The organism is Microbacterium murale, from assembly GCF_014635185.1.
Taxonomy (GTDB): domain Bacteria; phylum Actinomycetota; class Actinomycetes; order Actinomycetales; family Microbacteriaceae; genus Microbacterium; species Microbacterium murale.
Genome location: NZ_BMCM01000002.1, coordinates 213987 through 238320, shown reverse-complemented (window position 1 = coordinate 238320; position 24334 = coordinate 213987). Strand labels below are relative to the sequence as shown.

The following is a 24334-nucleotide window of genomic DNA, read 5'->3' as shown; positions in this document are numbered from 1 at the left end:
AGGAGGACAACGTGAAGCGAAACAGGATCGCCCTCGCGGGCGTGGGGATGCTGGCGGCGGGCGTCATCGCCCTCGCAGGCTGCGCATCTGGTGGCGGTGGCGACGGCAGTGGCGGTGGCGACGCGGGTGCATCCACCGGAATCGTCACGGTTCAGAGTAACGAGCCGCAGAACCCGCTCATCCCGGCGGTGACGAACGAGGTCGGAGGCGGCCTCGTACTGCAGAACATCTTCGCCGGGCTCGTCTACTACGAAGCCGACGGCGCCATGGCGATGGATGTCGCCGAGTCGATCGAATCCGACGACAACCAGCTCTGGACGATCAAGATCAAGGAAGGCACGACCTTCAGCGATGACACCCCTGTCACCGCCGAGTCGTTCGTCAACTCCTGGCAGTACGCGGCATCCGACCCCGCTTTCGAGAACCAGTGGTGGTTCGCGAACTTCGAGGGCTACAGCGCCGATGCGGTCGCCGAGGATTCCCTCAGCCTCGAGGTCGTCGACGACACGACCTTCACGGTCCAGCTCGCGGCTCCGCAGTCGGACTTCCCGATCTCGCTCGGATACCAGGTGTTCTCGCCGCTGCCCGAGTCGTTCTTCGACGACCCGGAGGCGTTCGGTGCGGCCCCGGTCGGCAACGGCCCGTACAAGCTCGACAACTGGGAGCACGACCAGGTCATCTCGCTCGTCCCCAACGAGTCCTATGACGGTCCTCGCGCCGCGCAGAACGGCGGGGTCGACCTCGTCAGCTACGGCACGGGCGAGGCGGCGTACGCCGACCTGCTCTCCGACAACCTCGACGTGATCAACCCCGGCGTTCCGCCGTCGGCACTGGCCACGTACAAGGACGACCTGGGCGAGAACGCTGTCGACCAGCCCGCCGCGATCTGGGAAGGCCTGACGATTCCGGCCCGCCTCGATCACTTCGCGAACGACGAAGAAGGTCTCCTGCGTCGCCAGGCGATCTCCTACGCGATCGACCGCGAAGAGATCACCGACGTGATCTTCGAGGGCACCAGGACACCGGCCGTCGACTACACGTCGCCGGTCATCGAAGGATGGAACGACTCCCTCGCCGGTTCCGAGGTCACGCACGCGGATGCTGCGAAGGCCAAGGACCTGTGGGCACAGGCCGACGCCATCTCGCCGTGGAGCGGCACGTTCACGATCGCGTACAACGCCGACGGCGGCCACCAGCCGTGGGTCGACGCAGTCTCCAACCAGTTGAAGAACACGCTCGGCATCGATGCTGCAGGTCAGTCTTTCCCTGACCTCGCCACGCTTCGTGAAGAGATCAAGAACCGCACGCTGAATGCCGCGACGCGTTCTGGGTGGCAGTTCGACTACCCGGGTGCCTACAACATCCTGGGCGCGCTGTTCATCACAGGTGCAGGCTCCAACGACGGCGACTACTCGGACCCCGAGTACGACAAGCTCGTGCAGGAGGGCGCAACGGCGCCGTCGGTCGAAGAAGGCCAGAAGCTCTTCGACCAGGCGCAGGAAGTCCTGTTCGCAGACCTTCCCGTCCTCCCGCTCTGGTACCGCTCCACGAACGCCGGTTTCTCCACCCTGGTCGACAACGTCGAGTACGGCTGGGACAGCTGGCCGATCGTGTACCAGATCACGAAGGCCGAATAACTCGTAGGCAATGTCCTGAACGCGCGGTGTGGGGCGATGCTCCGCACCGCGCGGTCGGGTGCACGCTATGACTGGATACATCCTTCGACGCCTGCTTCAGGCGATACCCGTGTTCCTCGGGGCGACCTTCCTGATCTTCTCGATGGTCTTCCTGCTACCCGGCGATCCGATCCTCGCCCTGTTCGGCGACAAGACGCCGACTGACGCGCAGTACGCGGCCCTGCAGGCCGAGTACCACCTCGATCAGCCCTTCTTCACCCGCTACCTGATCTACCTCGGCGACCTCTTCCGGGGCGACCTGGGCACCACGTTCCGCGGTCAAGAAGTGAACGACATCCTGCTGCGAACCTTCCCGGTGACGCTGCGGCTCGCGCTTCTCGCGATTGTACTGCAGCTCGTGTTCGGCGTCGCGGTCGGCCTCATCGCCGGCCTTCGCAAGAACAGTGCCTTCGACCACGTCTCGATGCTGATCAGCCTGGTCCTCATCTCTCTTCCCGTGTTCGTGCTCGCGTTCATCGCGCAGTTCTTCCTCGGCATCCAACTGGGGATCTTCCGGCCCACCGTCAGCAGGGGCGTGCCATGGGAAGACCTCTTACTCCCGGCGATAGTTCTCGCGGCGTTGAACTTCGCCTACGTCGTGCGTCTCACGCGGGCGTCGGTCATCGAGACCCGCCAACAGGACTTCGTGCGCATGGCATTCGGCAAGGGGCTCCCCACTCGGCGCGTGATCCCCGTGCATGTGCTGCGCAACTCGTTGATCCCGGTGACCACGAATCTCGCCGCCGACTTCGGGATCCTGATCGTCGGTGCCACGGTCACGGAGGGCATCTTCAACGTCCCGGGGGTCGGCAATGAGCTGTTCGGTGCGATCCAAAGACACGATGCTCCGGAGATCGTCTCGATCGTCACCGTGCTCGTCGTCATCTACGTGCTGGTCAACCTGTTGATCGACCTTCTGTACGGCGTGCTGGACCCGAGGATTCGCTATGTCAAATGAGATCCCCGTGCGCCGGATGGCGCACTACGTCGCCGAACTCGACGAAGGAGGACTCGGCGCCGTCGATGCGGTGCGCGTGAACGAGCGCAAGAGCAACCTCTGGCTCGACGCCTGGCGCGATCTGCGGGGCCGCTGGATGTTCTGGGTCTCCGCGGTGTTCGTGTTCCTTCTCATCGTGGTGGCGCTGTTCCCCGGGCTGTTCGTCCAGGTCTCGCCCCACGCGTGCGAGTTGGCGAACTCCAACGCCGATCCTCGGGCGGGGCATCCGCTCGGTTTCGACTTCCAGGGGTGCGACGTCTACTCCCGTGTCATCCACGGGACGAGCACGTCGCTCTCGGTGGGCGTGATCGTCACGATCATCATCGCTGTGATGGGCATCGTCATCGGTGCGTTCGCAGGGTTTTTCGGCGGCTGGGTCGACTCGCTGCTCATGCGCATCGGCGACATGTTCTTCGCGATCCCTTACGTTCTCGCTGCCGTGGTCATCATGTCGATGTTCCTGGCCAACCGGAACATCCTGGTGATCTCGCTCGCGATCGGCTTCTTCGGCTGGCCATCGCTCGCGCGCATCCTCCGCTCGGAGATCCTGCGGGTCCGCTCGAGCGACTTCGTGATGGCATCCGAAGCGCTCGGGGTCTCACGCGTCCGCACGATGTTCACGCACGTATTGCCCAACTCGATCGCACCCGTGATCGTGGTGAGCACGATCGGTCTCGCCGCAGCCATCACCGCGGAGGCGACGCTGTCCTTCCTCGGCGTCGGCTTGCCGAGTGACGTGGTCTCGTGGGGCAGTGACATCTCACAGGCGCAGATCCGTCTGCGCACAGATCCCATGCCGCTCATCTATCCGTCGATCGCGCTGTCGCTGACCGTGCTGTCGTTCATCATGCTGGGAGAGACGGTGCGCGACGCCCTCGACCCGAAGGCGAGGGCACTGCGATGACCATCAACGATCCGAACGTGCCGCTCCTCTCGGTGCAGAACCTCGAGGTCGCGTTCCGTACGCAGGATGGTGTCGTGCCCGCCGTGCGCGGTGTCAGCTTCGACATCTACCCTGGCGAGACCATGGCGATCGTGGGGGAGTCGGGCTCAGGCAAATCGACGACCGCGCACGCCATCATCAACCTGCTGCCCGGCAGCGGTCGGGTGACCGGCGGGGCCGTGAACTTCCAAGGTCGCGATCTGACGAAGCTGAACCGTTCTCAGATCGAGGACGTCCGAGGCAAGCTCATCGGACTCGTCCCGCAGGACCCGATGAACAGCCTCAACCCCGTGCACCGCATCGGGTTCCAGGTCGAGGAGACGATCCTCGCGAACGGACTCGCGGACAACCGCCGCGCCGCACGTAAGCGGGCGATCGAGGTGCTCAAGGAAGCGGGGCTCGCCGACGCGGACACTCGGCTGAGGCAGTTCCCGCACGAGTTCTCCGGCGGGATGCGCCAGCGTGTGCTGATCGGGATCGGCCTGTCGTCGCATCCTGATCTGCTCATCGCCGACGAGCCGACCAGCGCGCTCGACGTCACCGTGCAGAAGAAGATCCTCGACCACCTCGAGAAGCTCGCGGCGGAACGCAACACGGCGATGCTGTTCATCACCCACGACCTCGGACTCGCCGCAGAGCGCGCCGAGAACCTCGTCGTGATGCACCGCGGGCGCATCGTGGAGTCGGGGCCCGCTCTGGAGATCCTGCAGAATCCGCAGCATCCGTACACGCAGCGACTGGTCTCGGCGGCGCCGAGCATCGCCTCGAAGCGAATCCAGGCCGTGTCCAGCGGGGAGGTCTCCGGTGCTTCGGGTGACCTGATCGAGATCACCGACACCGCGGGAGCGGCCGACCTCGCCGCAGTCTCGGCTGCGGCTGTGCATCCCGTTTCGGAGAATGCGGAACCGGCGATCGAGTTCCGTGGTGTGACGAAGGTCTTCAAGATCCGTGGCACGGGCTTCAGCTCGACCCGCTTCACGGCAGTCGATGACATCTCCTTCCAGGTTCCCAAGGGATCGACGATGGCGATCGTCGGCGAGTCCGGTTCGGGCAAGTCGACGGCGGCGAAGCTGCTGCTGCGCCTGGAGCGCAAGACCGCCGGATCGATCCTCGTCAACGGCCGCGACACCGACACCCTGAACCGGTCGGAGCTGCAGGCGATGCGCCGGCAGATGCAACCAGTTTTCCAGGACCCGTACGGATCGCTGGACCCGCTGCACAACATCGGCAACACGGTGGCCGAGCCGCTGCGCGTGCACGGGGTGGGAGACGTCGCGTCACGGCGAGCCCGTGTGCTCGAGGTGCTCGATCAGGTGGCGCTGCCGGCGAGCGTCGTGGATCGCTATCCGAACGAGCTCTCCGGTGGCCAGCGGCAGCGTGTCGCAGTGGCACGCGCGCTGGCGCTCAAGCCCGAGATCGTCGTGCTGGACGAGGCGGTGTCCGCGTTGGACGTGCTGGTGCAGGCGCAGGTGCTCGCACTGCTCGCCGATCTGCAGTCCGAGCTGAATCTCACGTACCTGTTCATCACGCACGACCTCGCAGTCGTTCGTGTGATCGCCGACCACGTGTGCGTCATGGAGGCCGGCCGAATCGTCGAGCAGGGCACGGTCGACGACATCTTCGCGAACCCGCAGCAGGAGTACACCGAGCGACTGTTGAGCGCGATCCCCGGCGCGTCGATCACCCTGGGTGCCGGCTGACTCGTCGAATCGACAACACCACGCCGAGACGTACGCGGTTCGCCGCACGTTGGGCGTGGTGTTGTCGATTCGTTGGAGCGGACTGGCGCGGCTAACGCCCGAACGGTCGCATCGTGGCGAGGTTCATCGTGTCGCGTGCGCGTATCGGGCGCAAGCCTGTCGCGCGGAGGGCCACGTCGAGCGGCTCGATTTCAGCCACGTCTTCCCATCCCCACCGCGCCATGCCTGACGTGTGGCGGCGGAGCAGGTTCTCCCGCCGCTTCTCGCCGATGATCGCCTCGGTCGGATTGCCCGTCTCCGTCGAGTACTTCCCATTGCCATCGGCTTCGCCGACGACGCGTTCGTGTTCCCAGAAGAAATCGGACTTGTACGTCCTGCCCTCGATGAAGAACGGATGCTGCAGCGTGGGTGATGCATATCCGAGCCACTCGATCACTGCGACACTCGCAGACTCAAGTGGACTCTCCGGTAGGCCGGTCGCTCGATTCAGCGCCCATCGTGCCTGTCGCCGCCCACGTCCGGAGACCAGGGCCTGGTTCAACGCGACGAACTGCTCTCTCGTCGCATCCGGGTCGATGCGGAGTAACGCGTCGGCGTATGCGAGCGCCTCCGCAGGTGGACGCGAACGTGCAATATCGACGGCGGTGTGTGCCGAAGCGGTCAATCGGACGCCGTCGACGACGACGATCTCGCGCGCATCGACCGAGACATGACTGCGAATCCCGCGGTACTCGCGCGAGGAAGCACCCGGGCTGAGGATGTGGACGGGGCGAACGGCATGGGGGATGAGCACCCCGACCGCCGCCGCGGCAGATTCGCCGAAGAGCACACGGTTTGGCTCGGCCGCGAGGGCACCGTGGATGCGGACGAGGTACTTCTGCCATGGTGGGAGCGGATTCCACGTGCTGGTCTCGACGTAGACACCACGGAACAGCCTGTTCAGAGTTCCGCTGCGCCAGCGGCGGTCGGTGTGGCCGGCGCTCTCGTCACGGGAGAGGATCAGTGGCAGGGGGCTCGGCAGGATCCGCATACGGCCCATGGTGATCCACGATCGACATCCATGGTCGTGCTCCACAGGCTTCCCGCTTCATCGGCAATGTGCAGGACAAGTGGCGGACGCACAGTTGCAGCTCCTCGAATCAACAACACCACGCCGAATGCGCGGCGAACTGCGTACGTCTCGGCGTGGTGTTGTTGATTCGAGGGACGGCGGAGCTACGGAAGGAAGGGAGCAACCAGGGGGTAGCCGACGAACGCGACGGCGTCGATGAGGAAATGCGCCACCAGGAACGGCATCAAGCGGCCGGTGCGGGCGAAGAGCCATCCGAACAGCAACCCCATCGCGAGATTGCCGATGAATGCGCCCGGACCCTGGTACAGGTGATAGCTCGCGCGCAGCACGGAAGTGGCGATGATGATCGGCCAGATGCCCCAGCCGAGCTGCTTGAGCCTGGTGAACAGGTAGCCGAGCACCACGAACTCCTCCATGAGCGCCGCGCGGGCGGCGGAGAGGAGCAGGACGGGTACCGTCCACCAGTAGTTGTCGAGACTGCCCGCGTTCACGGCGACGAAGAGCCCAAGCATCCGCCCGCCGACGTAGAGCGCGATACCGGGGATGCCGATGGCCAGAACGAGCAGGATGCCGCGGCCGATGTCGCGGCCGACACGGGTTCCGTCCAGCCCGAGCCTGCCGAGGTGCGGGCGCGAGGCCTGCCACAGCAGGAAGCAGACCAGCAGCACCGGCACGATCGAGAAGGCCACCCCGAGCACCTGGTAGATGAGATCGAAGATCTCGCGATCGCTGCGCGAGGGATTGAGTGCGGTGGTCTGATCGGCGAGCGGCGTCGAATCGGTCAGCCGGTAGGCGAGCTGCACGATCGAGTACACGGCCGATTCGCCGAGCCCGAGCGCCAGGACGATGGCGATCTCCCACCAGATTCGTGCACGCGAGGGTGCGGCGGTGGGATCGGAGGAGTGCACAGCCTGATGCTACGGGAGCGTTCTTATGCGCGCTCAGAGAGCGATCAGCGATCGTGCGATATCCTGGACCGTCGGCATCCCGGCATTTCCCCTCCCTTTTAGGAAACTTGCATGGCGCACGCCCTTCGCTCTGACCTCCGCAATGTCGCTATCGTCGCGCACGTCGACCACGGCAAGACCACGCTCGTGGACGCCATGCTGCGCCAGACGGGCTCGTTCGGCGAGCACGCGCACGTGGATGAACGCGCCATGGACTCGAACGACCTCGAGCGCGAAAAGGGCATCACGATCCTCGCCAAGAACACCGCGATCACCTACAAGGGTGTGCACGCGAACGGGCAGGACATCACGATCAACGTGATCGACACCCCGGGTCACGCTGACTTCGGTGGCGAGGTCGAGCGCGGCCTTTCCATGGTCGACGGCGTCGTGCTGCTCGTCGACGCATCCGAGGGCCCGCTGCCGCAGACCCGCTTCGTACTGCGCAAGGCGCTCGAGGCGAAGCTGCCGGTCATCCTTCTGGTGAACAAGACCGACCGTCCCGACGCTCGCATCGCCGAGGTCGAGGAAGAGGCGCACGACCTGCTGCTGGGCCTGGCCTCGGACATGGTCGATGACGTGCCCGACCTCGATGTCGACGCACTGCTCGACGTGCCGGTCGTCTACGCCTCCGGTCGTGCCGGCGCAGCCTCGCGCAACCGTCCCGAGAACGGTTCGCTTCCGGACAACGACGACCTCGAGCCCCTGTTCGAGGCGATCCTCGAGCACATCCCTGCACCGTCGTACGATGACGAGGCGCCGCTGCAGGCCTGGGTCACCAACCTCGACTCGAGCCCGTTCCTCGGCCGCCTCGCGCTGCTTCGTGTCTTCAACGGCACTCTGAAGAAGGGCCAGACGGTCGCGTGGGTGCGTGCTGACGGCACAACCAGCAACGCGCGTATCACCGAACTGCTCAAGACCCGCGCCCTCGAGCGCTACCCGGCCGAGAGCGCAGCCCCCGGCGACATCGTCGCCATCGCGGGCTTCGAGGACATCACGATCGGTGAGACCATCGCCGACCCCGATGACGTCCGTCCGCTCCCGCAGATCCACGTCGACGATCCCGCGATCTCGATGACCATCGGAACGAACACCTCGCCGCTGATGGGCAAGGTCAAGGGGCACAAGCTCACCGCCCGCATGGTGAAGGATCGTCTCGACCGCGAACTGATCGGCAACGTCTCGCTCAAGGTCGTCGACATCGGACGCCCTGATGCCTGGGAGGTCCAGGGCCGTGGCGAGTTGGCGCTCGCCATCCTGGTGGAGAACATGCGACGAGAGGGCTTCGAGCTCACCGTCGGCAAGCCGCAGGTGGTCACGAAGAAGGTCGACGGCAAAACACACGAGCCGTTCGAGCACCTCACGATCGACGCTCCCGAGGAGTACCTCGGCGCGATCACGCAGCTGCTGGCAGCCCGCAAGGGCCGCATGGACAACATGATCAACCACGGCACCGGCTGGGTGCGCATGGAGTTCATCGTCCCCTCGCGCGGACTGATCGGGTTCCGCACCGAGTTCCTCACCACGACGCGCGGCACGGGTATCGCCAACGCGATCTCGCACGGCTACGACGCGTGGGCCGGACACATCACCACGCGCCAGAACGGCTCGATCGTCGCCGACCGCCAGGGTGTCGTCACCCCGTTCGCGATGATCGCCCTGCAGGAGCGGATGTCGTTCTTCGTCCAGCCCACGCAGGAGGTCTACGAGGGCATGGTCATCGGCGAGAACTCGCGCGCCGACGACATGGACGTGAACATCACCAAGGAGAAGAAGCTCACCAACATGCGTGCAGCGAGCTCCGACACCTTCGAGTCGATGACGCCTCCGCGCCAGCTGACCCTTGAGGAGAGCCTCGAGTTCGCCCGTGACGACGAATGCGTCGAGGTGACTCCTGAGGTCGTTCGTATCCGCAAGGTCAACCTCGACGCGACCGTGCGCGGTCGTGAGACGTCGCGCCTGAAGCGTCAGGACGCCAACGCGTAACGGCAGTGTTCAAGAGGGCCTCGCCGCCGGTGCAAACCGGATGGCGAGGCCCTCTTGTCGTACGGCCGTGAGGTAACAAAGGAGCGAACCTGTACAGCGGGCGCCGTCAAGGTCTACGGTGTGACGGAGAACCGACGGTGCGAGGGGGGCCAGTGATTCCGACCGATCTTGTCGGTGTTGTGCAGCAGGTTTCCACCGGTGCGCTCCCGGGCTGGGACCGCGTCGATGAGCTGGTGCACGAGGCTCACCATCGTCACATGGCTGATCAATCGGGCACGGTCGCCGATTACATCCCGATCCTCGGCGCTGCCGATCCCGCACTCTTCGGGCTCGCGGTCGTCGATGTCACCGGCGGTGTGCACGACGCCGGTGATGCGCTGCACCCATTCTCGATCCAGTCGATCTCGAAGATGTTCGTGTATGCGCTCGCGATCCAGGAGCACGGACACGAACGCGTCCGCGACATCGTCGGAGTCAACAACACCGGCCTGCCATTCAACTCCGTGGTGGCACTGGAACTCAACGCCGGGCATCCGATGAATCCCATGGTGAATGCCGGAGCGATCGCCACCACCGCGCTCATGCCCGGCACCACCCCGGAGGAGAAGTGGGAGCGCATCCGCACGGGACTGTCTGCCTTCGCCGGACGTGAACTGACGCTCGATGACGAGGTCTATCACTCCGAAGCCGAGACGAACCAGCGCAACGAGGGGCTCGGCAGCCTCCTCAGCAGTTACGGACGTCTGGAGGGCGATTCGGATGCGATCGTGGACATCTACACCCGCCAGTGCGCACTGAACGTCACGGCGCACGATCTCGCGGTGATGGGCGCGACGCTCGCAGACGGCGGCGTCAACCCGGTCACGGGTGAGCAGGTCGTCTCAGCTGACGTCTGCCGCGACACGCTCGCGGTCGTGGCGGCGTCCGGGCTGTATGAGCGATCAGGCGAATGGCTCTTCGAGATCGGCATCCCGGCGAAGTCGGGCGTCTCCGGAGGGATCGTGGCGGTCTCACCGGGGAAGGGCGCCGCCGGCGCCTTCTCGCCCCCGCTCGACAGCGCCGGCAACTCAGTTCGTTCGCAGCTGGCGATCGGCTACCTTTCGAGGGCCCTCGGACTGAACCTGTTCGCATCTGCGCCGCGCAGCGGCGTCGCAACGGAAGGATGAACGTGAGTACCACTGAATCGCCGAGCACCGCGAAGAAGACGTCCTGGCTGCCGATGGTCTGCCTGTTCCTCGCCCAGGTGCTCATGTCGTTCAACGTCGCGGCGCTCCCGATCTCGCTCGGCGGCATGGTGGAGGATTTCGGCGTGCCGCCAACCGTCGCGAGTTCCACGATCGTCGTGTACGGGCTCTCGGTCGCCGCCCTTGTGATGACCGGCGCCAAGCTCGGACAGCGCATCGGCTGGGTCGTCATCTTCCGCGTCGTCGTGGTGCTTTTCGCCGGCTCGGCCCTGATGATGATCTTCTCTCCGACTGTGGGGTGGGCCATCGCAGGCCAGGCGACGGCGGGCGCAGCGGCCGCGATCATCGTGCCGTCGCTCGTGGCGCTCATCGCCGAGAACTATCGCGGCGCCCAACAGGCGACGGCGATCGGCGCCCTGGGATCCGCCCGCGCGATCTCGGGGGTCAGCGCCTTTCTGATCGGCGGCACCCTCGGTACGCTCGTCGGCTGGCGACCGATCTTCTACGTGGTGCTCGCATTCGCGATCGCCGTCTTCCTGCTGAGCTTCACCCTGCGTTCCGACCGAGGCAATGCCGCGATCAGGATCGACCTGGTCGCGGCGCTGCTGATCGGCGCCGGAATAGTCATGCTGACGCTCGGCTTCAACAACCTCAACGGCTGGGGTGCACTGGCGGCGACGGAAGACGCGCCGTTCAGCGTGTTCGGGCTTTCGCCCGCTCCAGTCCTGATCCTGCTCGGCGTCGTGTGCGGCCAGTTCTTCTTCGTCTGGACCAGGCGGCGGATGGCGAGCGGGAAGGTGCCGCTGATCGACCTGAGCGTCGTCGACTCACCGCGCGAGCGCGCAGCGGTGTACGCGATGTTCATCGTGGTCGCGCTCGAAGCCTGCGTGAACTTCTCGATCCCGCTGTACATCCAGATCGTGCAGGGCCGCACGCCGTTCGACACATCGCTGGCGATGATGCCGTTCAACCTGACCGTCTTCATCACCGCGACCCTCGTGGTGCGCTTCTACAAGCGCTACCCGCCGCGGACGATCGGCGTCTTCGGATTCATCCTCACGACCGTGGCGCTGATCTGGCTGTCCATCGTCGTGAACAACAACTGGGAGACCCTACCGACGATCCTCGGCCTCTTCGTCTTCGGTGTCGGGCAGGGTGCGCTGGTCACCCTCGTCTTCAATGTGCTCGTCACGGCCGCGCCGGCCACGCTCGCCGGTGACGTCGGGTCGCTTCGCGGGACGACGCAGAATCTCGCCGGGGCAGTCGGCACCGCGGTGGCGGGAGCCCTGCTGGTGTCGTTGCTCGGTCTGGGTGTCGGTCGTGCGGTGATGGAGCACCCCGAGCTTCCGCCGACGCTGGTCGCGCAGGTGAACATGGACAACATCAACTTCGTCAGCAACGACGAGTTGCGCTCTGTGCTCGAGGACACGGATGCCACGCCGGAACAGGTCGAGGCGGCAGTGACATTGAATGAGGAGGCCCGACTGGGCACGTTGCGGCTGGGGTTGCTGATCCTCGCGGGCATCAGCGCACTCGCGATCCTGCCGGCATCGCGCCTGCCGCGCTACCGTCCGGACGAGATCCCTGATCCTGCTCCCGTGGCTGCGTCTGAGTAGAGGCGTCGTGCCGACTGCTCAGCGAAGTTCAGAGATGAGCACGGCGCTCGTGCCGGGCTCGAGAGCCTCGAACACGTGCGGGGCATCGCCCGCATACGACAGGTAGTCACCGGGGGAGAGCTTGACCGGCGAGTCGGCAGGGCCGATATGGGCGGCGCCGGTCATCAGGATGACGTGCTCGGTCGTGCCGTTGTGGTGCGGCATCGAGCGTCGCGGTTCGCCCGGCTCCGACCGGATCACGTAGAGGTCGCGCCTGGCACCCGGTGGGCTCGCGGAGAGAAGCGTCGCGCTGTACGGCGCAGCCGCTGACGGGACGCCATCGAGTTCGTCGGCGCGGATCAGCGTCGGCGCGTGCGCCTGCTGGTCGACCAGCACGGCGAACGGGATGCTGAGCGCATCGCCGAGGGCCCACAGGGTTTCGACGCTGGGGTTGCCTGTGCCGTTCTCCAGTTGCGAGACCGTCGCCTTCGAGATGCCTGCGCGCCGCGCCAGCTCGGAGATGCTGATGCCGGCGGATTCGCGCTCGCGGCGAAGCGCTCGTCCGATGCGCGATCCCAGATCTTCCATCCGTTCAGTATGTCAAACGATTGTTCGCTTTGACTAGCGCGCCCGCGGCGTTCACAATGGTCGTCAGGTGTTCACTGAAGCGAACGGGATGCATCCATGTCACAGCGGCGCGAAGTCTGGCGCGAGGGGCTCGGCGTCGCCGTCGCCACGAGCGCCTACGGCATCTCGTTCGGCGCTCTCGCAGTGGCATCCGGACTGGATATCTGGCAGACCTGCGTGCTGAGCCTTCTCATGTTCACGGGCGGATCGCAGTTCGCGTTCATCGGCGTGTTCGGTGCGGGCGGCATGGCGGCCCTGCCGTCGGCGATCGCTTCCGCCGCCTTGCTCGGCGTGCGCAACCTCGCCTACGGAATGCGCATGTCGTCCACCATCGGACGCGGCTTTTGGCGCCGCACCGCCGCCGCGCAGGTGACGATCGATGAATCCACGGCAGTCGCGATCTCACAGGCCACGCCGTCGCTCTCTCGGCTGGGTTTCTGGGTCACCGGACTCGGAGTCTTCATCGGATGGAACATCACGACGCTCCTCGGTGCGCTCCTCGGCGACGTGCTGGGCGACCCCAAGTCCTGGGGACTGGATGCCGCAGCCGCGGCCGCCTTCCTCGCGCTGCTCTGGCCGCGGCTGAAGCAGCGGCAGGCGATCGCCGTCGGCGTCGCCGCAGCGGTGATCGCAGCATCCCTCACGCCCGTCATGATGCCAGGGCTGCCGGTGCTGGTGGCGGCTGTCGTCGCGATCGTGGTCGGCTGGTTCAACTGGCTGGGGCGTGACGACGTCCGATCATCCGGTCCGGCGACGGAGGTGAGTACGTGAGCGTCTGGAGCGCGGTGCTGCTCGCGGCCTGCATCTGCGTCGCGCTGAAGGCGTTCGGCTATCTGATCCCCTCGCACTTGCTCGAGGCGCCTCGCCCTGCCCGAATCTCCGACCTGCTGACGGTCGCGCTGCTCGCCGCACTCGTCGCCGTGCAGACGCTGGGGAGTGGTCAGGCGGTCGTTGTCGACGCCCGGATCCCCGCCGTGCTCGTCGCCGCGGGGCTGCTGTACCTGCGTCAATCATTCCTGGTGGTGGTGATCGCTGCGGCGGCCGTCGCGGCACTGCTGCGTCTGGTCGGCTGGGCCGCCTGACCGCACCGGCGGGTGACGCGGCGGCGACCGCGCGCCCACCGCGCAGCAGCGGACGCGGGTACGCGTAAAGTGGGGGAGTGCCGAACTGGATCTCCCGAGGACTGTCCTGGCTCGCCGCCGCGCTCGTGGGCGTCGTGTACGGGACCGCGGGAACCATCGCCCACAGCCTCATGTGGGGCGTGATCCCGGTCGGCATGATCGTGGCGGCCATCGCATGCGCGGCACTGCTCATCGCGGTGCGGGCCCTGACACACGATCGCGGAGCGACCGTCGCCACTGCGCTCGGGATGCTGGGGATGGTGATGATCATCTCCGGGCCGGGTCCGGGGGGCTCCGTCATCGTGCCGAACACGCCGATAGGGCAGATCTGGATCTATCTCGTCGCCGGGATTGCGCTGCTCGTGATCGCGTGGCCGAACCTGAAGCGCCTGCCGAGGCAGACCACAGCTGACGGGTCGTAGACTGAAGGCGTGACGTATGTGATCGCTCTTCCCTGCGTCGATGTCAAGGATCGTGCCTGCATCGACGAATGCCCCGTTGACTGCATCTACGAGGGCGAGCGCTCGCTGTACATCCACCCCGACGAATGCGTGGACTGCGGCGCGTGCGAGCCGGTCTGCCCTGTCGAGGCGATCTACTACGAGGACGACCTGCCCGAGGAATGGGCGGACTACTACAAGGCGAACGTCGAGTTCTTCGATGAGGTCGGGTCTCCTGGAGGCGCGGCCAAGGTCGGCGTCATCAAGTACGACCACCCGATCATCGCCGCTCTTCCCCCGCAGGGAGAGTAACGGGCGGTGGGTGTCCACGACCTGGCCGAATACCCCTGGGACGCGGTCGTCCCCTACCGTGAGCGCGCCGCTCAGCATCCGGAAGGTCTCGTCGACCTCTCGATCGGCTCTCCCGTCGACCCGACGCCCGAGATCATCCGCCGGGCGCTCGCCGACGCGACCGACGCGCATGCGTACCCGCAGACCGTCGGCACTCCCGCACTGCGCGAGGCGATCGTCGACTGGTACGCGCGGCGCCGCGGAGTGCCCGATCTGACAGTCGCCAACGTGATGCCCACGATCGGCTCGAAGGAGCTGGTCGCACTGCTTCCCACCCTGCTCGGACTCGGCGAGGGCGACATCGTCGTGTTTCCACGGGTGGCATACCCGACCTATGAGGTGGGAGCGCGCGTCGCGGGTGCGACGCCGGTCGCAGAAGACGATCCTGCTCAGTGGCCCGAGGGTGCACGGCTCATCTGGATCAACACCCCTGGCAACCCGGACGGGCGCACCTGGACGGTCGAAGAGCTCTCCGTCGCTGTGCGCCGCGCCCGTGAGCTGGGCGCCGTGCTCGCGAGCGATGAATGCTACGCCGAACTCGGGTGGGACGGCCAGTGGGCCGAAGAACCGGTGCCGTCGGTGCTCGATCCCCGCGTGACGGACGGTTCGCGCATGAACCTGCTCAGCGTCTACTCGCTCAGCAAGCAATCGAACCTCGCCGGCTACCGTGCCGCCTTCGTGGCCGGATGCGCGCGCATCGTCGGCGACCTGCTCACCGCGCGCAAGCACCTCGGACTCATGCCGCCGGCGCCGGTGCAGCAGGCCATGACCGCGGCGCTCGGAGATGACGCGCACGTCGCCGCGCAGAAGGAACTCTATCGAGCACGGCGCGATCTGCTCCGCCCTGCGCTGCAGGCGGCCGGGTTCCGGATCGACGGCTCTGAGGCGGGACTGTACCTGTGGGCGACCGAGGGCAAGGACGCATGGGAGTCGATGGGGCGCCTCGCCGACCTCGGCATCCTGGCGGGACCGGGGCCGTTCTACGGCGCCGATTCCGGCCAGCACGTGCGGCTGTCGCTGACGGCGCCGCTCGAGCGGGTCGCAGCAGGGGCACGACGGTTACGCGGAGCTTCTCTGTAGGTTCCCACGGTGCCCCGTCGCCATCTCTTGGCGGATGTCACAGTAGGCCGATACGGCGACTAGGCTGTAAAGGCGATTCGGTCGAGATCCGACCAGGCGCTCAGCGCCATGCATCGCCTTCGACAGTTCGACCAACGGCGAATCAGATCGACAGGTCGAGTCAACGTACAAGGAGGACCGCGTGAGTGCAGCGGGAGATCAGCAGGCGAAGGCGACTCTCACGATCGGTGGAACCACAGCGGAATTCCCAGTACTTCGTGGCACGGCGGGCAACGACAGCATCGACTTCTCGACGCTGACGAAGCAGACCGGATACACCGGCCTCGACTACGGCTTCGTGAACACGGCATCCACCAAGTCCGAGATCACGTTCATCGACGGCGACAAGGGCATCCTGCGCTACCGCGGTTACCCGATCGAGCAGATCGCGAAGAACTGCAGCTATCTCGAAGTCGCCTGGCTGCTCATCTACGGAGAGCTGCCGTCGGCCGACGAGCTGGCGAACTTCGATGACCGCATCCGTCGTCACACTCTCCTGCATGAGGATCTGAAGCACTTCTTCTCGGCACTGCCGCACACGGCTCACCCGATGTCGGTGCTCTCCTCGGCCGTCGCCGCGCTCTCCACGTACTACGAGGGCCAGACCGACCCGAACAACCCCGAGCACGTCGAACTCAACATGGTGCGCATGCTCGCCAAGCTGCCGGTCATCGCGGCGTACGCACACAAGAAGAGTGTCGGACAGGCGTTCCTCTACCCGGACAACTCGCTGAGCTTCGTCGACAACTTCCTCAAGCTCAACTTCGGCGTGCACTCGGAGCCCTATGAGGTCAATCCCGTCATGTCGAAGGCGCTCGAGCTGCTGCTGATCCTGCACGAGGATCACGAGCAGAACGCCTCCACCTCGACCGTGCGTCTCGTCGGCTCGACCGGGGCTAACCAGTTCGCGTCGATCTCCGCCGGCATCCAGGCGCTCTCAGGGCCCCTGCACGGCGGTGCGAACGAAGCCGTCCTCACGATGCTCGGAGAGATCCGCGACTCGGGCCAGAGCGTCTCGCGCTTCGTGGAGAGCGTGAAGAACAAGGAAGACGGCGTGAAGCTGATGGGCTTCGGGCACCGCGTCTACAAGAACTACGACCCGCGCGCCAAGCTCGTCAAGGAAGCAGCCGACGAGGTGCTCCGCGAGCTCGGCGTCACAGACCCGCTGCTCGACGTCGCCAAGGAGCTGGAAGAGCTCGCCCTCGCGGACGACTACTTCAAGGAACGTCGTCTGTACCCGAACGTCGACTTCTACACCGGCGTGATCTACAAGGCCATGGGCTTCCCGACGCGGATGTTCACCGTGCTGTTCGCGATCGGCCGTCTCCCGGGCTGGCTGGCCCAGTGGCGTGAGCTGAATCTCGACTCGCAGACCAAGATCGGTCGCCCGCAGCAGTTGTACACCGGATCTCCGGAGCGTCAGTTCCCGATCCGCTGAGGCGGATGAACGCGGAAGGCCCCGAATCCTCTCTTGAGGAGTTCGGGGCCTTCTTCGTATGCGGTGAGGCAGGTACGGCGCGGGACTCAGCGTCCCTGGAATCCGCCGCCCTGTGCGCGGCGCGAGCCTCGCGTGTCGACGCGCTGGCCGACCTGCAGACCGCGGGAGCGCTGCCCCTGCTGCCCGGAGCGCTGGCTGTCGCCCTGAGCCGCGGACTGGCCCTGGCCGCCCTGGCCCTGCGGGCGACGACGACGGCGGGCCGGCGAACCGGAGGCAGGGCCGCCGCTCTGCTGGGGTTGCCTGGCCTTCTTCGGCTGCTGCTGCACCGGCTGCGGAGGAGCGGGACGCACATGTGCCGCGCGCTCTCCGACCAGCTCGGTCACGATGCCCGCGTTGACGTCCTCGAGTGCGGCGTTGATCTGCGCCTTGCGCAGCAGGTCCTTCACGTCGCGGCGCTGCTCTGGCAGCACGACGGTGACGACGGTGCCCGCGGCACCCGCGCGTGCGGTGCGACCCGAGCGGTGCAGGTACGCCTTGTGCTCCATGGGCGGGTCGACGTGAACGACCAGGTCGACGTTGTCGACGTGCACACCGCGCGCTGCGACGTCGGTGGCGACGAGCACGCGCACGCCACCGTCTGCGGGGTCGGCCGAGAATGCGCTGAGGTTGCGCTCACGCGCGTTCTGCGACAGGTTGCCGTGCAGGTCGACGGCGGGGATGCCGGCGGCGGTGAGCTGCTTGGCGAGCTTCTTCGCCTGGTGCTTGGTGCGCGTGAAGAGGATGCGACGACCGGTGCCGGAGGCGAGATCGCGGACGAGGCCGGTCTTGTGCTCGGTGGAGGTCGTCACGAGTACGCGGTGCGTCATCTCGCCGACGGGGACGCTGGACTCGTCGACCTCGTGGCTGACCGCGTTGGAGAGGAAGCGCTTGGCGAGCGAGTCGATACCGCGGTCGAGCGTCGCGCTGAAGAGCAGACGCTGGCCGCCGGCGGGAGTCGCCGTGAGGATGCGGGTGACGCCGGGCAGGAAGCCGAGGTCGGCCATGTGGTCGGCCTCGTCGAGCACCGTCACCTCGACCGAGTCGAGCGAGACGACCTTCTGCTTCATGAGGTCTTCGAGGCGGCCGGGGCAGGCCACGACGATGTCGACGCCGCTGCGCAGCGCCTGCTCCTGCGGACGCTGGCTGACGCCGCCGAACACGGTGGTCACGCGCAGGCCGACGGCCTCTGCGAGCGGAGCGACGACGGCGGCGATCTGGGTGGCCAGCTCGCGGGTCGGTGCGAGCACCAGGCCGCGAGGGTGGCCGGGGCGACTCTTGCGACCGGATGAGATCAGGCTCGCCACCAGCGGGATGGCGAAGGCGATGGTCTTGCCGCTGCCGGTGCGGCCGCGACCGAGCAGGTCGTGTCCGGCGAGCGAGTCGGGAAGCGTGTCGCGCTGGATGGCGAACGCCTCGGTCTTGCCGTCAGCGGCGAGGACCGAAGCGAGGGGCGCGGGCACGCCGAGTTCGAGGAAGGTAGGCATAGAAGTACTCCGTGAGCACGCGTCAGCGCGCTTGATTCGTGTGATGGGCGACCGCGCACAGGAAGTGCGCAGAGGTTCGCCGTTCGAAACGCCAACTGGTGGAGGAGCTGTTGAGCTCGCTACGGTCTGGGAAGACCCCGTGACGACGACGCAGTTGCCTCAAGTCGATCTGGACAACTCTTCAACCTTAGCAGGCGTGCATGCCCGAAGCTGCATGCACGCTGTCCTGGCGCGCCGGTGCCTGATGCGATCGACGTGTCAGGCGTGCAGCGCCTCGTTCAGCGTGACCCCGACACCCGTCCGCTGCTTCGCCTCGATGGCCCCTGAGACCGAGTTACGCCAGAACAGCAGGCCGTTCTTGCCGGACAGCTCAGCAGCCTTCACGATGCGCTTGCCGCCGTCGGCCGTGTTCGGGCCATCGATCAGCACGACCTTGGAGCCGGCGGTGAGGTACACCCCGGCTTCGAGGATGCAGTCATCTCCGAGAGCGATGCCGAGGCCGGCATTCGCGCCGAGCAGGGTGCGCTCACCGATCGAGACGCGCACCGTGCCTCCGCCGGAAAGCGTGCCCATGATGGAAGCGCCGCCGCCGATGTCGCTGCCTTCGCCGACCACGACGCCCTGGGAGATACGGCCTTCGACCATCGAGGCGCCGAGCGTGCCGGCGTTGAAATTCACGAAGCCCTCGTGCATGACGGTGGTCCCGGGGGAGAGGTGCGCGCCGAGACGTACGCGGGATGCGTCGGCGATGCGAACACCGGCGGGCAAGACGTAGTCGGTGAGGCGCGGGAACTTGTCCAGACCCTGCACCTGGATGCCGTGGCGCTGCAGCAGCGGACGCAATCGCGCCGCATCAGCCGGGAGCATCGGTCCGGCCGTGGTCCAGGCGACGTTCGGCAGATGCGCGAAGATGCCGTCCATGTTGAGCTCGTTCGGGCGCACGACGAGGTGCGACAGGGCGTGCAGTCGGAGGTACGCGTCCGCAGTGGAAGCCGGAGCCACGTCGAGATCGATCTGCAGTTGCACGAGTTCGGTGCGCACGTTGCGCCGGTCATCGACGTCGGCCAGCGCCCCCAAGGTCGCGGCGGCGGCCGCGGCATCCGCAGTGTGGAGATCGCCGGTGGAGACCTCGGGGAACCAGGCGTCCAGGACAGTGCCGTCGCCGGCGATCGTGGTCAGGCCGATACCCCAGACGGTGCGCGCGTTGCTCATGGGTTCAACGGTACCGGTGAAGCACGGCGGCTTCGACTCGCTGGCGCTCGCTCAGCCCGTTTCGGCTCGCGGAGACCCGCGCTGAGCGAGCGAAGCGAGTCGAAGCGTCGCTCAACGACCCGCTCTCGCGAAGACTACGCTGGAGGACATGCTGCTCGATCTGACCGCCTCATCCGTCGATCTCACCCGTGCGATCTGCGACGTTCCGAGCGTCTCCGGCGATGAGGCGACGCTCGCCGACGTCATCGAGGCATCGATGGCACCGCTGGCGCATCTCGAGGTGATCCGGCACGGCAACACGATCGTCGCCCGAACGAACCTGGGGCGCGCACAGCGCGTCGTGATCGCCGGACACATCGACACGGTGCCGATCAACGACAACATGCCGACGCGCGACATCATGGTCGGTGATGAGCCGTACCTCTGGGGTCGCGGCACCGTCGACATGAAGGGCGGCGTCGCCGTTCAGCTCAAGCTCGCCGCAGAGCTCACTGCGCCCGTGGTCGACATCACCTGGATGTGGTACGACAACGAAGAGGTCGCGGCATCCCTCAACGGCCTGAATCTGCTCGCCGCCGATCGTCCCGACCTCTTCGCTGCCGACTTCGCGATCCTCGGCGAGCCGTCCAACGGCCAGGTCGAGGGCGGATGCAACGGCACGCTCCGCGCGATCGTGCGCACCCACGGGGTCCGCGCGCACAGCGCACGCGCATGGATCGGCGAGAACGCGATCCACCGCGTCGCGCCCATCCTCTCCCGGCTCTCCGAATACCGGGCCAAGGAGGTCACGGTGGAAGGCCTCGCCTACCGCGAGAGCCTCAGCGCCGTGCGCATCGTCGGCGGCGTCGCGGGCAACGTGATCCCCGATCTCTGCGAGGTCGAGATCAACTACCGGTTTGCACCGAGCAAGAGCGCGGCAGACGCCGCGGCGCACGTGCGCGGCGTGCTCGAGGGCTTCGAGGTGGAGATCACCGACTCGGCCGAGGGCGCCAGGCCCGGTCTTGATGCCCCGATCGCACAGCAGTTCGTCGCCGCCGTCGGCGCCGAGCCTCGGCCCAAGTACGGCTGGACGGATGTCGCGCGCTTCTCCGCCCTGGGCATCCCTGCCGTCAACTACGGGCCGGGCGATCCGCACCTCGCGCACCACGATGAGGAGCGCGTGCCGCTCGCTCAGATCGACGCGGTGGAGCACGGACTGCGGGCGTGGCTCACCGCGCCGTGATCACGGCCGCGCGACGGTGGGCGAACATCCCGGTCACCCTGCGCATCGCGATCATCTACGTTCTCGGACGTCTGGTGACCACGGGATTCCTGGCCATCGCCGCCGAACTGTCCGGTCCTGGTTCACGCTTCGGTCCTGACGCCACCGTCGGGAGCTTCGTTCTCGGCTGGGACGCGCAGTGGTACTGGCTCGTGGCGTGGGAAGGGTATCCGTCCGTCCTGCCGCTGACGGAGTCCGGCCAGGTCGCTGAGAATGCCTGGGCGTTCATGCCGCTCTACGCATACGCGGCGCAGGTGGTCGGCATCCCGTTCGGATCCTGGGGCGCGGGTGCGCTCCTGATCTCGCTCGTGGCCGGCTTCTTCGCGTGCGTGATGCTCTACCGACTGCTGCACCGGCGCATCGGCAACTCGGCGGCGTTGTGGGCTGCGACGTTCTTCGCTTGGGGGCCGCTGGCGGCGCTGTTCCAGGTGGGCTACGCCGAAGTGCTGTTTGTGCTGCTGCTGTTGATCGCGCTCGATCTCGTCGCGCGGCGCAGGTTCGGCTGGCTGTACCTCGTCGTCGTGGTCATGGCGTTCACGCGGCCGGGCGTGCTCGCCTTCGCTCTGTATCTCGGGCTCTACGGCATCCTGAGGTGGGTGCGCCGCCGCACCGATCCGCTGCCGCCACGCGAAGTCGTGCACATCATCGCGCTCGGTGCGTTGGCGACGGCGACCGGGTTCGCATGGCAGGTGATCGCCGGCATCGTCACGGGAGACCCCGGCGCATACCTCGCGACCGAGCTCAGCTGGCGTCGCAACTGGGGGATCGACGCCGAGGGCTTCATCCCGTTCGACGGATGGTGGCAGTCCGCGCAGTTCTGGTTCGCCCAGTGGGGAATGCCAGCGTGGTGGGGGCTGGTCGCACTGCTGCTGTTCGTCGGCGGGAGCGCTGCTGCGCTGCTGTTCGCGCCGCAGGTGCGCAGGGTCGGCGTCGACCTGCGGCTGTGGAGTGCGAGTTATCTGCTCTACCTGATCGCGGTCTTCTTCCCGCAGTCGAGCACCTTCCGGCTGCTGATGCCGCTCACACCGCTGTGGGGAGCCGTCGCGGTGCCCCGGTCACGGTTGTATCGTCTGGGCGTTCTGGCGTTGTGTCTTCTCGGCCAGTGGGTGTGGATCTATCACATGTATGCGCTCGGGAACACTTACTGGCAGGTGCCGTGACCTCGCGTTCATGACGTATTCTTCCGCCGTGCGCACCGAGGCGGAAGCATACCGATAAACTTGATGAATACCACCGAGGGAAAAGGAGCCACGATGGCAGCGATGAAGCCGAGGACCGGAGACGGACCCATGGAGGCCGTGAAGGAGGGGCGACTCATCATCGTGCGCGTTCCCCTCGAAGGTGGCGGCCGTCTGGTCGTCTCCGTGAACGATGCCGAAGCGAAGGAGCTGCACGACGTGCTGGCAGGCGTCGTGAGCTGACTTCCGATTTCACTTCAAAGGGGCGGCGGATCATCGATCCGTCGCCCCTTTGTTGTTCGTCTCGTCAGTCCCTGTGGATGCTGACGAGCTGCAGCAGTCCCTCGCCGACGGTCGAGATCGCCGCCAGCACCGCGGGGGACTCCTGGGTCTCCTGCACAAGCGAGCGGTACGCGCTGGTGACGGCGTCACGCTGAACGGGATCGGCTGCCTTGCCGCCCGCGAGCACGCGGGGAACGAGCACGATGCCGCCGGTGCGCGCAAGGCGCAATCCGTGTTCCACGTACTCGATGACGTTCTCCGGGTCGGCGTCGACGAGGACGATGTCGTACGAGGCCTCGTTCATGCGCGGCAGCACATCGGAGGCGCGGCCGGTGATGAACCGTGCCTTGGTCGGCGCGATCTTCGCCTCGCTGAAGCTGCGACGTGCGGCGGCGAGATGTTCCGGCTCGTTGTCGATCGACGTGAGCACGGCTTGCGGTGCGCCGCGCAGCAGCCAGAGGCCGGAGACACCTGCGCCGGTGCCGATCTCGACGATCGACCGGGCGTTGGAGGCAGCGGCGAGCACCGCCAGCTGAGCGCCGATGGCCGGGCTCACCGGCGCCGCGCCCAGTTCGAGCGCGTGCGATCGAGCGCGCGAGATCGCGGCGGGCTCGATGATGGCCTCGCGGATGTAGCGTGCGTTCGCGTCGTTCTCGCTCATGACCCTGCTCCCAATGGATTTGCTGCTCTGCTCAGAGTATTCGCAAGCGTTGTCAGACTGAGGCAGGCGCGGCGAGTAGTAGCCTGTGTACATGGATTTCGGTCTCACCTTCGAGAAGCTTCTGCTCATCGGTGTGATCGCTGCGGTCATCATCGGTCCCGAGCGCTTGCCGAAGGCCGCAGAGACTTTCGCAGGCTTCGTCCGCAAGGCGGGAGAGTACCTTCGCGACACCAAGAGCAGGATGCGCGACGAGATCGGCCCGGAGATCGATGACGTCGATTGGCGCAAACTCGATCCGCGTCAGTACGACCCCCGCAGGATCATCCGCGACGCGCTGATGGACGATGCGCCCTCGACGTCGGCAGCCACCGCTTCTGCGGCGACGGGCACGGCTGCGGTGGCGGCGAGTGCCGCGACGCCTGTGCTCGACACGCCGCGCTCGCCGATGGTGCGCCCGGCGTTCACGAGTGAGACACCGCCGCCGTTCGACCTCGAGGCGACCTGACTCAGATCTTCGACTTGAGCTGCGCGATGTCCGCATCGCTCAGCAGTGCGCGTGGCACAGCGGTGACGATCGAGGCGCCGCGCAGCAGCAGGATCACCGCATGCCGGCCCACGCGCACAGCGCGGAATGTGGAATAGGCCATGTCGGAGACGCCGTTCTTCGCGAACAGCGTGATCGTCTCATCACCGAGACTCACCCCCACGGTCGAGCCGGACGGCATAGCCGTCGTGATGGCCCGGCGCACCTGAGCGCGTGTGAACAGGATCGATGCGACTGCGAAGGCCGCGATCGCCACGAGGGTCCAGGTCAGCGTGGTCGTCTGCTCCTCGTCGACTCCACCGACGATCGAGAGCACGATGGCATTGAGGACGAACGCGGCGATCAGCGCGGTGTATGCGATGAGCGCGAGCGGGCGGGTCAGCGAGTAGATGGTCGCGTCAGCGGACATGCCCCGGAGCAGCTCCCGATCGACAGGCATGGAGCGGGGAGAGGCGGCGCTGGTCACGTCACGAGTCT

24 protein-coding genes are annotated in these 24334 nt (G+C 66.5%); 17 read left to right on the top strand and 7 right to left on the bottom strand.

Annotated elements, in window-relative coordinates; translation table 11 throughout:
• Positions 1–11 precede the first annotated feature (11 nt).
• From IEV67_RS07535 to IEV67_RS07520, 4 genes are all read left to right on the top strand, one after another.
• Entirely contained in the window at positions 12–1637 is a 1626-nt protein-coding gene (locus tag IEV67_RS07535; protein ID WP_229702886.1) for a peptide ABC transporter substrate-binding protein, read from the top strand.
• Between the two features lie 67 nt (positions 1638–1704).
• Positions 1705–2634 (top strand): ABC transporter permease, encoded by a 930-nt coding sequence (locus tag IEV67_RS07530; RefSeq protein ID WP_188435971.1) that lies wholly within the window; start codon positions 1705–1707, stop codon positions 2632–2634.
• Positions 2624–3577, top strand: a complete 954-nt coding sequence (locus tag IEV67_RS07525) for an ABC transporter permease (RefSeq protein WP_188435970.1) — start codon at positions 2624–2626, stop codon at positions 3575–3577. Before IEV67_RS07530 ends, IEV67_RS07525 begins: the two co-directional genes overlap by 11 nt.
• Positions 3574–5316 carry a dipeptide ABC transporter ATP-binding protein gene (locus tag IEV67_RS07520; RefSeq protein WP_188435969.1) on the top strand — a complete coding sequence of 581 codons (1743 nt, stop codon included), beginning with the start codon at positions 3574–3576 and terminating at the stop codon, positions 5314–5316. The genes IEV67_RS07525 and IEV67_RS07520 overlap by 4 nt, the downstream gene beginning before the upstream one ends.
• A 91-nt stretch (positions 5317–5407) precedes the next feature.
• Here IEV67_RS07520 and IEV67_RS07515 read toward each other — a convergent pair whose 3' ends face one another.
• Together IEV67_RS07515 and IEV67_RS07510 are read right to left on the bottom strand one after the other, a co-directional pair.
• On the bottom strand, positions 5408–6355 hold the full coding sequence (locus IEV67_RS07515) for a hypothetical protein (RefSeq protein WP_188435968.1): 948 nt from the start codon (positions 6353–6355) through the stop codon (positions 5408–5410).
• 176 nt (positions 6356–6531) lie between these two features.
• The gene (locus tag IEV67_RS07510) at positions 6532–7296 is read right to left on the bottom strand and encodes a CPBP family intramembrane glutamic endopeptidase (RefSeq protein WP_188435967.1); all 765 of its coding nucleotides are present in this window, start codon (positions 7294–7296) and stop codon (positions 6532–6534) included.
• A 111-nt stretch (positions 7297–7407) separates the two neighbouring features.
• On the opposite strand from IEV67_RS07510, the gene typA reads away from it, so the two are divergent.
• The 3 genes from typA (at position 7408) to IEV67_RS07495 (ending at position 12121) form a co-directional block, all read left to right on the top strand.
• The gene (gene typA / locus IEV67_RS07505) at positions 7408–9321 is read left to right on the top strand and encodes a translational GTPase TypA (protein ID WP_188435966.1); all 1914 of its coding nucleotides are present in this window, start codon (positions 7408–7410) and stop codon (positions 9319–9321) included.
• 152 nt (positions 9322–9473) lie between these two features.
• Positions 9474–10487, top strand: coding sequence for a glutaminase A (gene glsA / locus IEV67_RS07500; RefSeq protein WP_188435965.1), 1014 nt, complete (start codon positions 9474–9476; stop codon positions 10485–10487).
• A 2-nt stretch (positions 10488–10489) separates the two neighbouring features.
• Entirely contained in the window at positions 10490–12121 is a 1632-nt protein-coding gene (locus IEV67_RS07495) for an MFS transporter (protein ID WP_229702884.1), read from the top strand.
• Between the two features lie 18 nt (positions 12122–12139).
• Here IEV67_RS07495 and IEV67_RS07490 read toward each other — a convergent pair whose 3' ends face one another.
• On the bottom strand, positions 12140–12688 hold the full coding sequence (locus tag IEV67_RS07490; RefSeq protein ID WP_188435963.1) for a helix-turn-helix domain-containing protein: 549 nt from the start codon (positions 12686–12688) through the stop codon (positions 12140–12142).
• A 96-nt stretch (positions 12689–12784) separates the two neighbouring features.
• On the opposite strand from IEV67_RS07490, the gene IEV67_RS07485 reads away from it, so the two are divergent.
• The 6 genes from IEV67_RS07485 (at position 12785) to IEV67_RS07460 (ending at position 17196) form a co-directional block, all read left to right on the top strand.
• Positions 12785–13498: an AzlC family ABC transporter permease gene (locus IEV67_RS07485; protein WP_188435962.1), complete on the top strand. Its 714-nt coding sequence runs from the start codon at positions 12785–12787 to the stop codon at positions 13496–13498.
• On the top strand, positions 13495–13809 hold the full coding sequence (locus tag IEV67_RS07480; RefSeq protein WP_188435961.1) for an AzlD domain-containing protein: 315 nt from the start codon (positions 13495–13497) through the stop codon (positions 13807–13809). The genes IEV67_RS07485 and IEV67_RS07480 overlap by 4 nt, the downstream gene beginning before the upstream one ends.
• A 77-nt stretch (positions 13810–13886) precedes the next feature.
• Positions 13887–14270: a histidinol dehydrogenase gene (locus IEV67_RS07475; RefSeq protein WP_188435960.1), complete on the top strand. Its 384-nt coding sequence runs from the start codon at positions 13887–13889 to the stop codon at positions 14268–14270.
• 9 nt (positions 14271–14279) lie between these two features.
• A complete protein-coding gene (gene fdxA / locus IEV67_RS07470) occupies positions 14280–14600 on the top strand; it encodes a ferredoxin (RefSeq protein ID WP_188435959.1) in 321 nt (106 codons plus the stop codon).
• 6 nt (positions 14601–14606) lie between these two features.
• On the top strand, positions 14607–15719 hold the full coding sequence (gene dapC, locus IEV67_RS07465) for a succinyldiaminopimelate transaminase (RefSeq protein WP_188435958.1): 1113 nt from the start codon (positions 14607–14609) through the stop codon (positions 15717–15719).
• A gap of 181 nt (positions 15720–15900) precedes the next feature.
• A complete protein-coding gene (locus IEV67_RS07460; RefSeq protein ID WP_188435957.1) occupies positions 15901–17196 on the top strand; it encodes a citrate synthase in 1296 nt (431 codons plus the stop codon).
• An 86-nt stretch (positions 17197–17282) separates the two neighbouring features.
• Here the strand turns inward: IEV67_RS07460 and IEV67_RS07455 are convergent, their stop codons facing one another.
• The gene (locus IEV67_RS07455; RefSeq protein ID WP_188435956.1) at positions 17283–18719 is read right to left on the bottom strand and encodes a DEAD/DEAH box helicase; all 1437 of its coding nucleotides are present in this window, start codon (positions 18717–18719) and stop codon (positions 17283–17285) included.
• A gap of 258 nt (positions 18720–18977) precedes the next feature.
• Positions 18978–19931 carry a 2,3,4,5-tetrahydropyridine-2,6-dicarboxylate N-succinyltransferase gene (gene dapD / locus IEV67_RS07450; RefSeq protein ID WP_188435955.1) on the bottom strand — a complete coding sequence of 318 codons (954 nt, stop codon included), beginning with the start codon at positions 19929–19931 and terminating at the stop codon, positions 18978–18980.
• Between the two features lie 148 nt (positions 19932–20079).
• On the opposite strand from dapD, the gene dapE reads away from it, so the two are divergent.
• The 3 genes from dapE to IEV67_RS07435 all read left to right on the top strand — a co-directional run bounded on the left by dapE (position 20080) and on the right by IEV67_RS07435 (position 22613).
• Entirely contained in the window at positions 20080–21153 is a 1074-nt protein-coding gene (dapE, locus tag IEV67_RS07445; protein ID WP_188435954.1) for a succinyl-diaminopimelate desuccinylase, read from the top strand.
• The gene (locus tag IEV67_RS07440) at positions 21135–22352 is read left to right on the top strand and encodes a putative hexosyltransferase (protein WP_188435953.1); all 1218 of its coding nucleotides are present in this window, start codon (positions 21135–21137) and stop codon (positions 22350–22352) included. The genes dapE and IEV67_RS07440 overlap by 19 nt, the downstream gene beginning before the upstream one ends.
• Positions 22353–22445: 93 nt before the next feature.
• Positions 22446–22613 (top strand): DUF3117 domain-containing protein, encoded by a 168-nt coding sequence (locus IEV67_RS07435; protein ID WP_084595462.1) that lies wholly within the window; start codon positions 22446–22448, stop codon positions 22611–22613.
• A 64-nt stretch (positions 22614–22677) separates the two neighbouring features.
• Here the strand turns inward: IEV67_RS07435 and IEV67_RS07430 are convergent, their stop codons facing one another.
• Complete coding sequence (locus tag IEV67_RS07430; RefSeq protein WP_188435952.1) at positions 22678–23313, bottom strand: O-methyltransferase; 636 nt, start codon at positions 23311–23313, stop codon at positions 22678–22680.
• 91 nt (positions 23314–23404) lie between these two features.
• Here IEV67_RS07430 and IEV67_RS07425 point away from each other — a divergent pair, with 91 nt between their 5' ends.
• Positions 23405–23818 carry a twin-arginine translocase TatA/TatE family subunit gene (locus IEV67_RS07425; protein ID WP_188435951.1) on the top strand — a complete coding sequence of 138 codons (414 nt, stop codon included), beginning with the start codon at positions 23405–23407 and terminating at the stop codon, positions 23816–23818.
• A gap of 1 nt (position 23819) precedes the next feature.
• Here the strand turns inward: IEV67_RS07425 and IEV67_RS07420 are convergent, their stop codons facing one another.
• Positions 23820–24323 carry a YcxB family protein gene (locus IEV67_RS07420; protein WP_188435950.1) on the bottom strand — a complete coding sequence of 168 codons (504 nt, stop codon included), beginning with the start codon at positions 24321–24323 and terminating at the stop codon, positions 23820–23822.
• Between the last annotated feature and the right edge of the window lie 11 nt (positions 24324–24334).

Excerpts from the sequence above, each read along its gene's own strand:
- IEV67_RS07530 (WP_188435971.1), top strand. The coding sequence starts at position 1,705 with ATGACTGGATACATCCTTCGACGCCTGCTTCAGGCGATACCCGTGTTC.
- IEV67_RS07525 (WP_188435970.1), top strand. The coding sequence starts at position 2,624 with ATGTCAAATGAGATCCCCGTGCGCCGGATGGCGCACTACGTCGCCGAA.
- IEV67_RS07520 (WP_188435969.1), top strand. The coding sequence starts at position 3,574 with ATGACCATCAACGATCCGAACGTGCCGCTCCTCTCGGTGCAGAACCTC.
- IEV67_RS07515 (WP_188435968.1), bottom strand. The coding sequence starts at position 6,355 with ATGGGCCGTATGCGGATCCTGCCGAGCCCCCTGCCACTGATCCTCTCC.
- typA (WP_188435966.1), top strand. The coding sequence starts at position 7,408 with ATGGCGCACGCCCTTCGCTCTGACCTCCGCAATGTCGCTATCGTCGCG.
- IEV67_RS07490 (WP_188435963.1), bottom strand. The coding sequence starts at position 12,688 with ATGGAAGATCTGGGATCGCGCATCGGACGAGCGCTTCGCCGCGAGCGC.
- IEV67_RS07485 (WP_188435962.1), top strand. The coding sequence starts at position 12,785 with ATGTCACAGCGGCGCGAAGTCTGGCGCGAGGGGCTCGGCGTCGCCGTC.
- IEV67_RS07455 (WP_188435956.1), bottom strand. The coding sequence starts at position 18,719 with ATGCCTACCTTCCTCGAACTCGGCGTGCCCGCGCCCCTCGCTTCGGTC.
- dapD (WP_188435955.1), bottom strand. The coding sequence starts at position 19,931 with ATGAGCAACGCGCGCACCGTCTGGGGTATCGGCCTGACCACGATCGCC.
- dapE (WP_188435954.1), top strand. The coding sequence starts at position 20,080 with ATGCTGCTCGATCTGACCGCCTCATCCGTCGATCTCACCCGTGCGATC.
- IEV67_RS07435 (WP_084595462.1), top strand. The coding sequence starts at position 22,446 with ATGGCAGCGATGAAGCCGAGGACCGGAGACGGACCCATGGAGGCCGTG.
- IEV67_RS07430 (WP_188435952.1), bottom strand. The coding sequence starts at position 23,313 with ATGAGCGAGAACGACGCGAACGCACGCTACATCCGCGAGGCCATCATC.
- IEV67_RS07425 (WP_188435951.1), top strand. The coding sequence starts at position 23,405 with ATGGATTTCGGTCTCACCTTCGAGAAGCTTCTGCTCATCGGTGTGATC.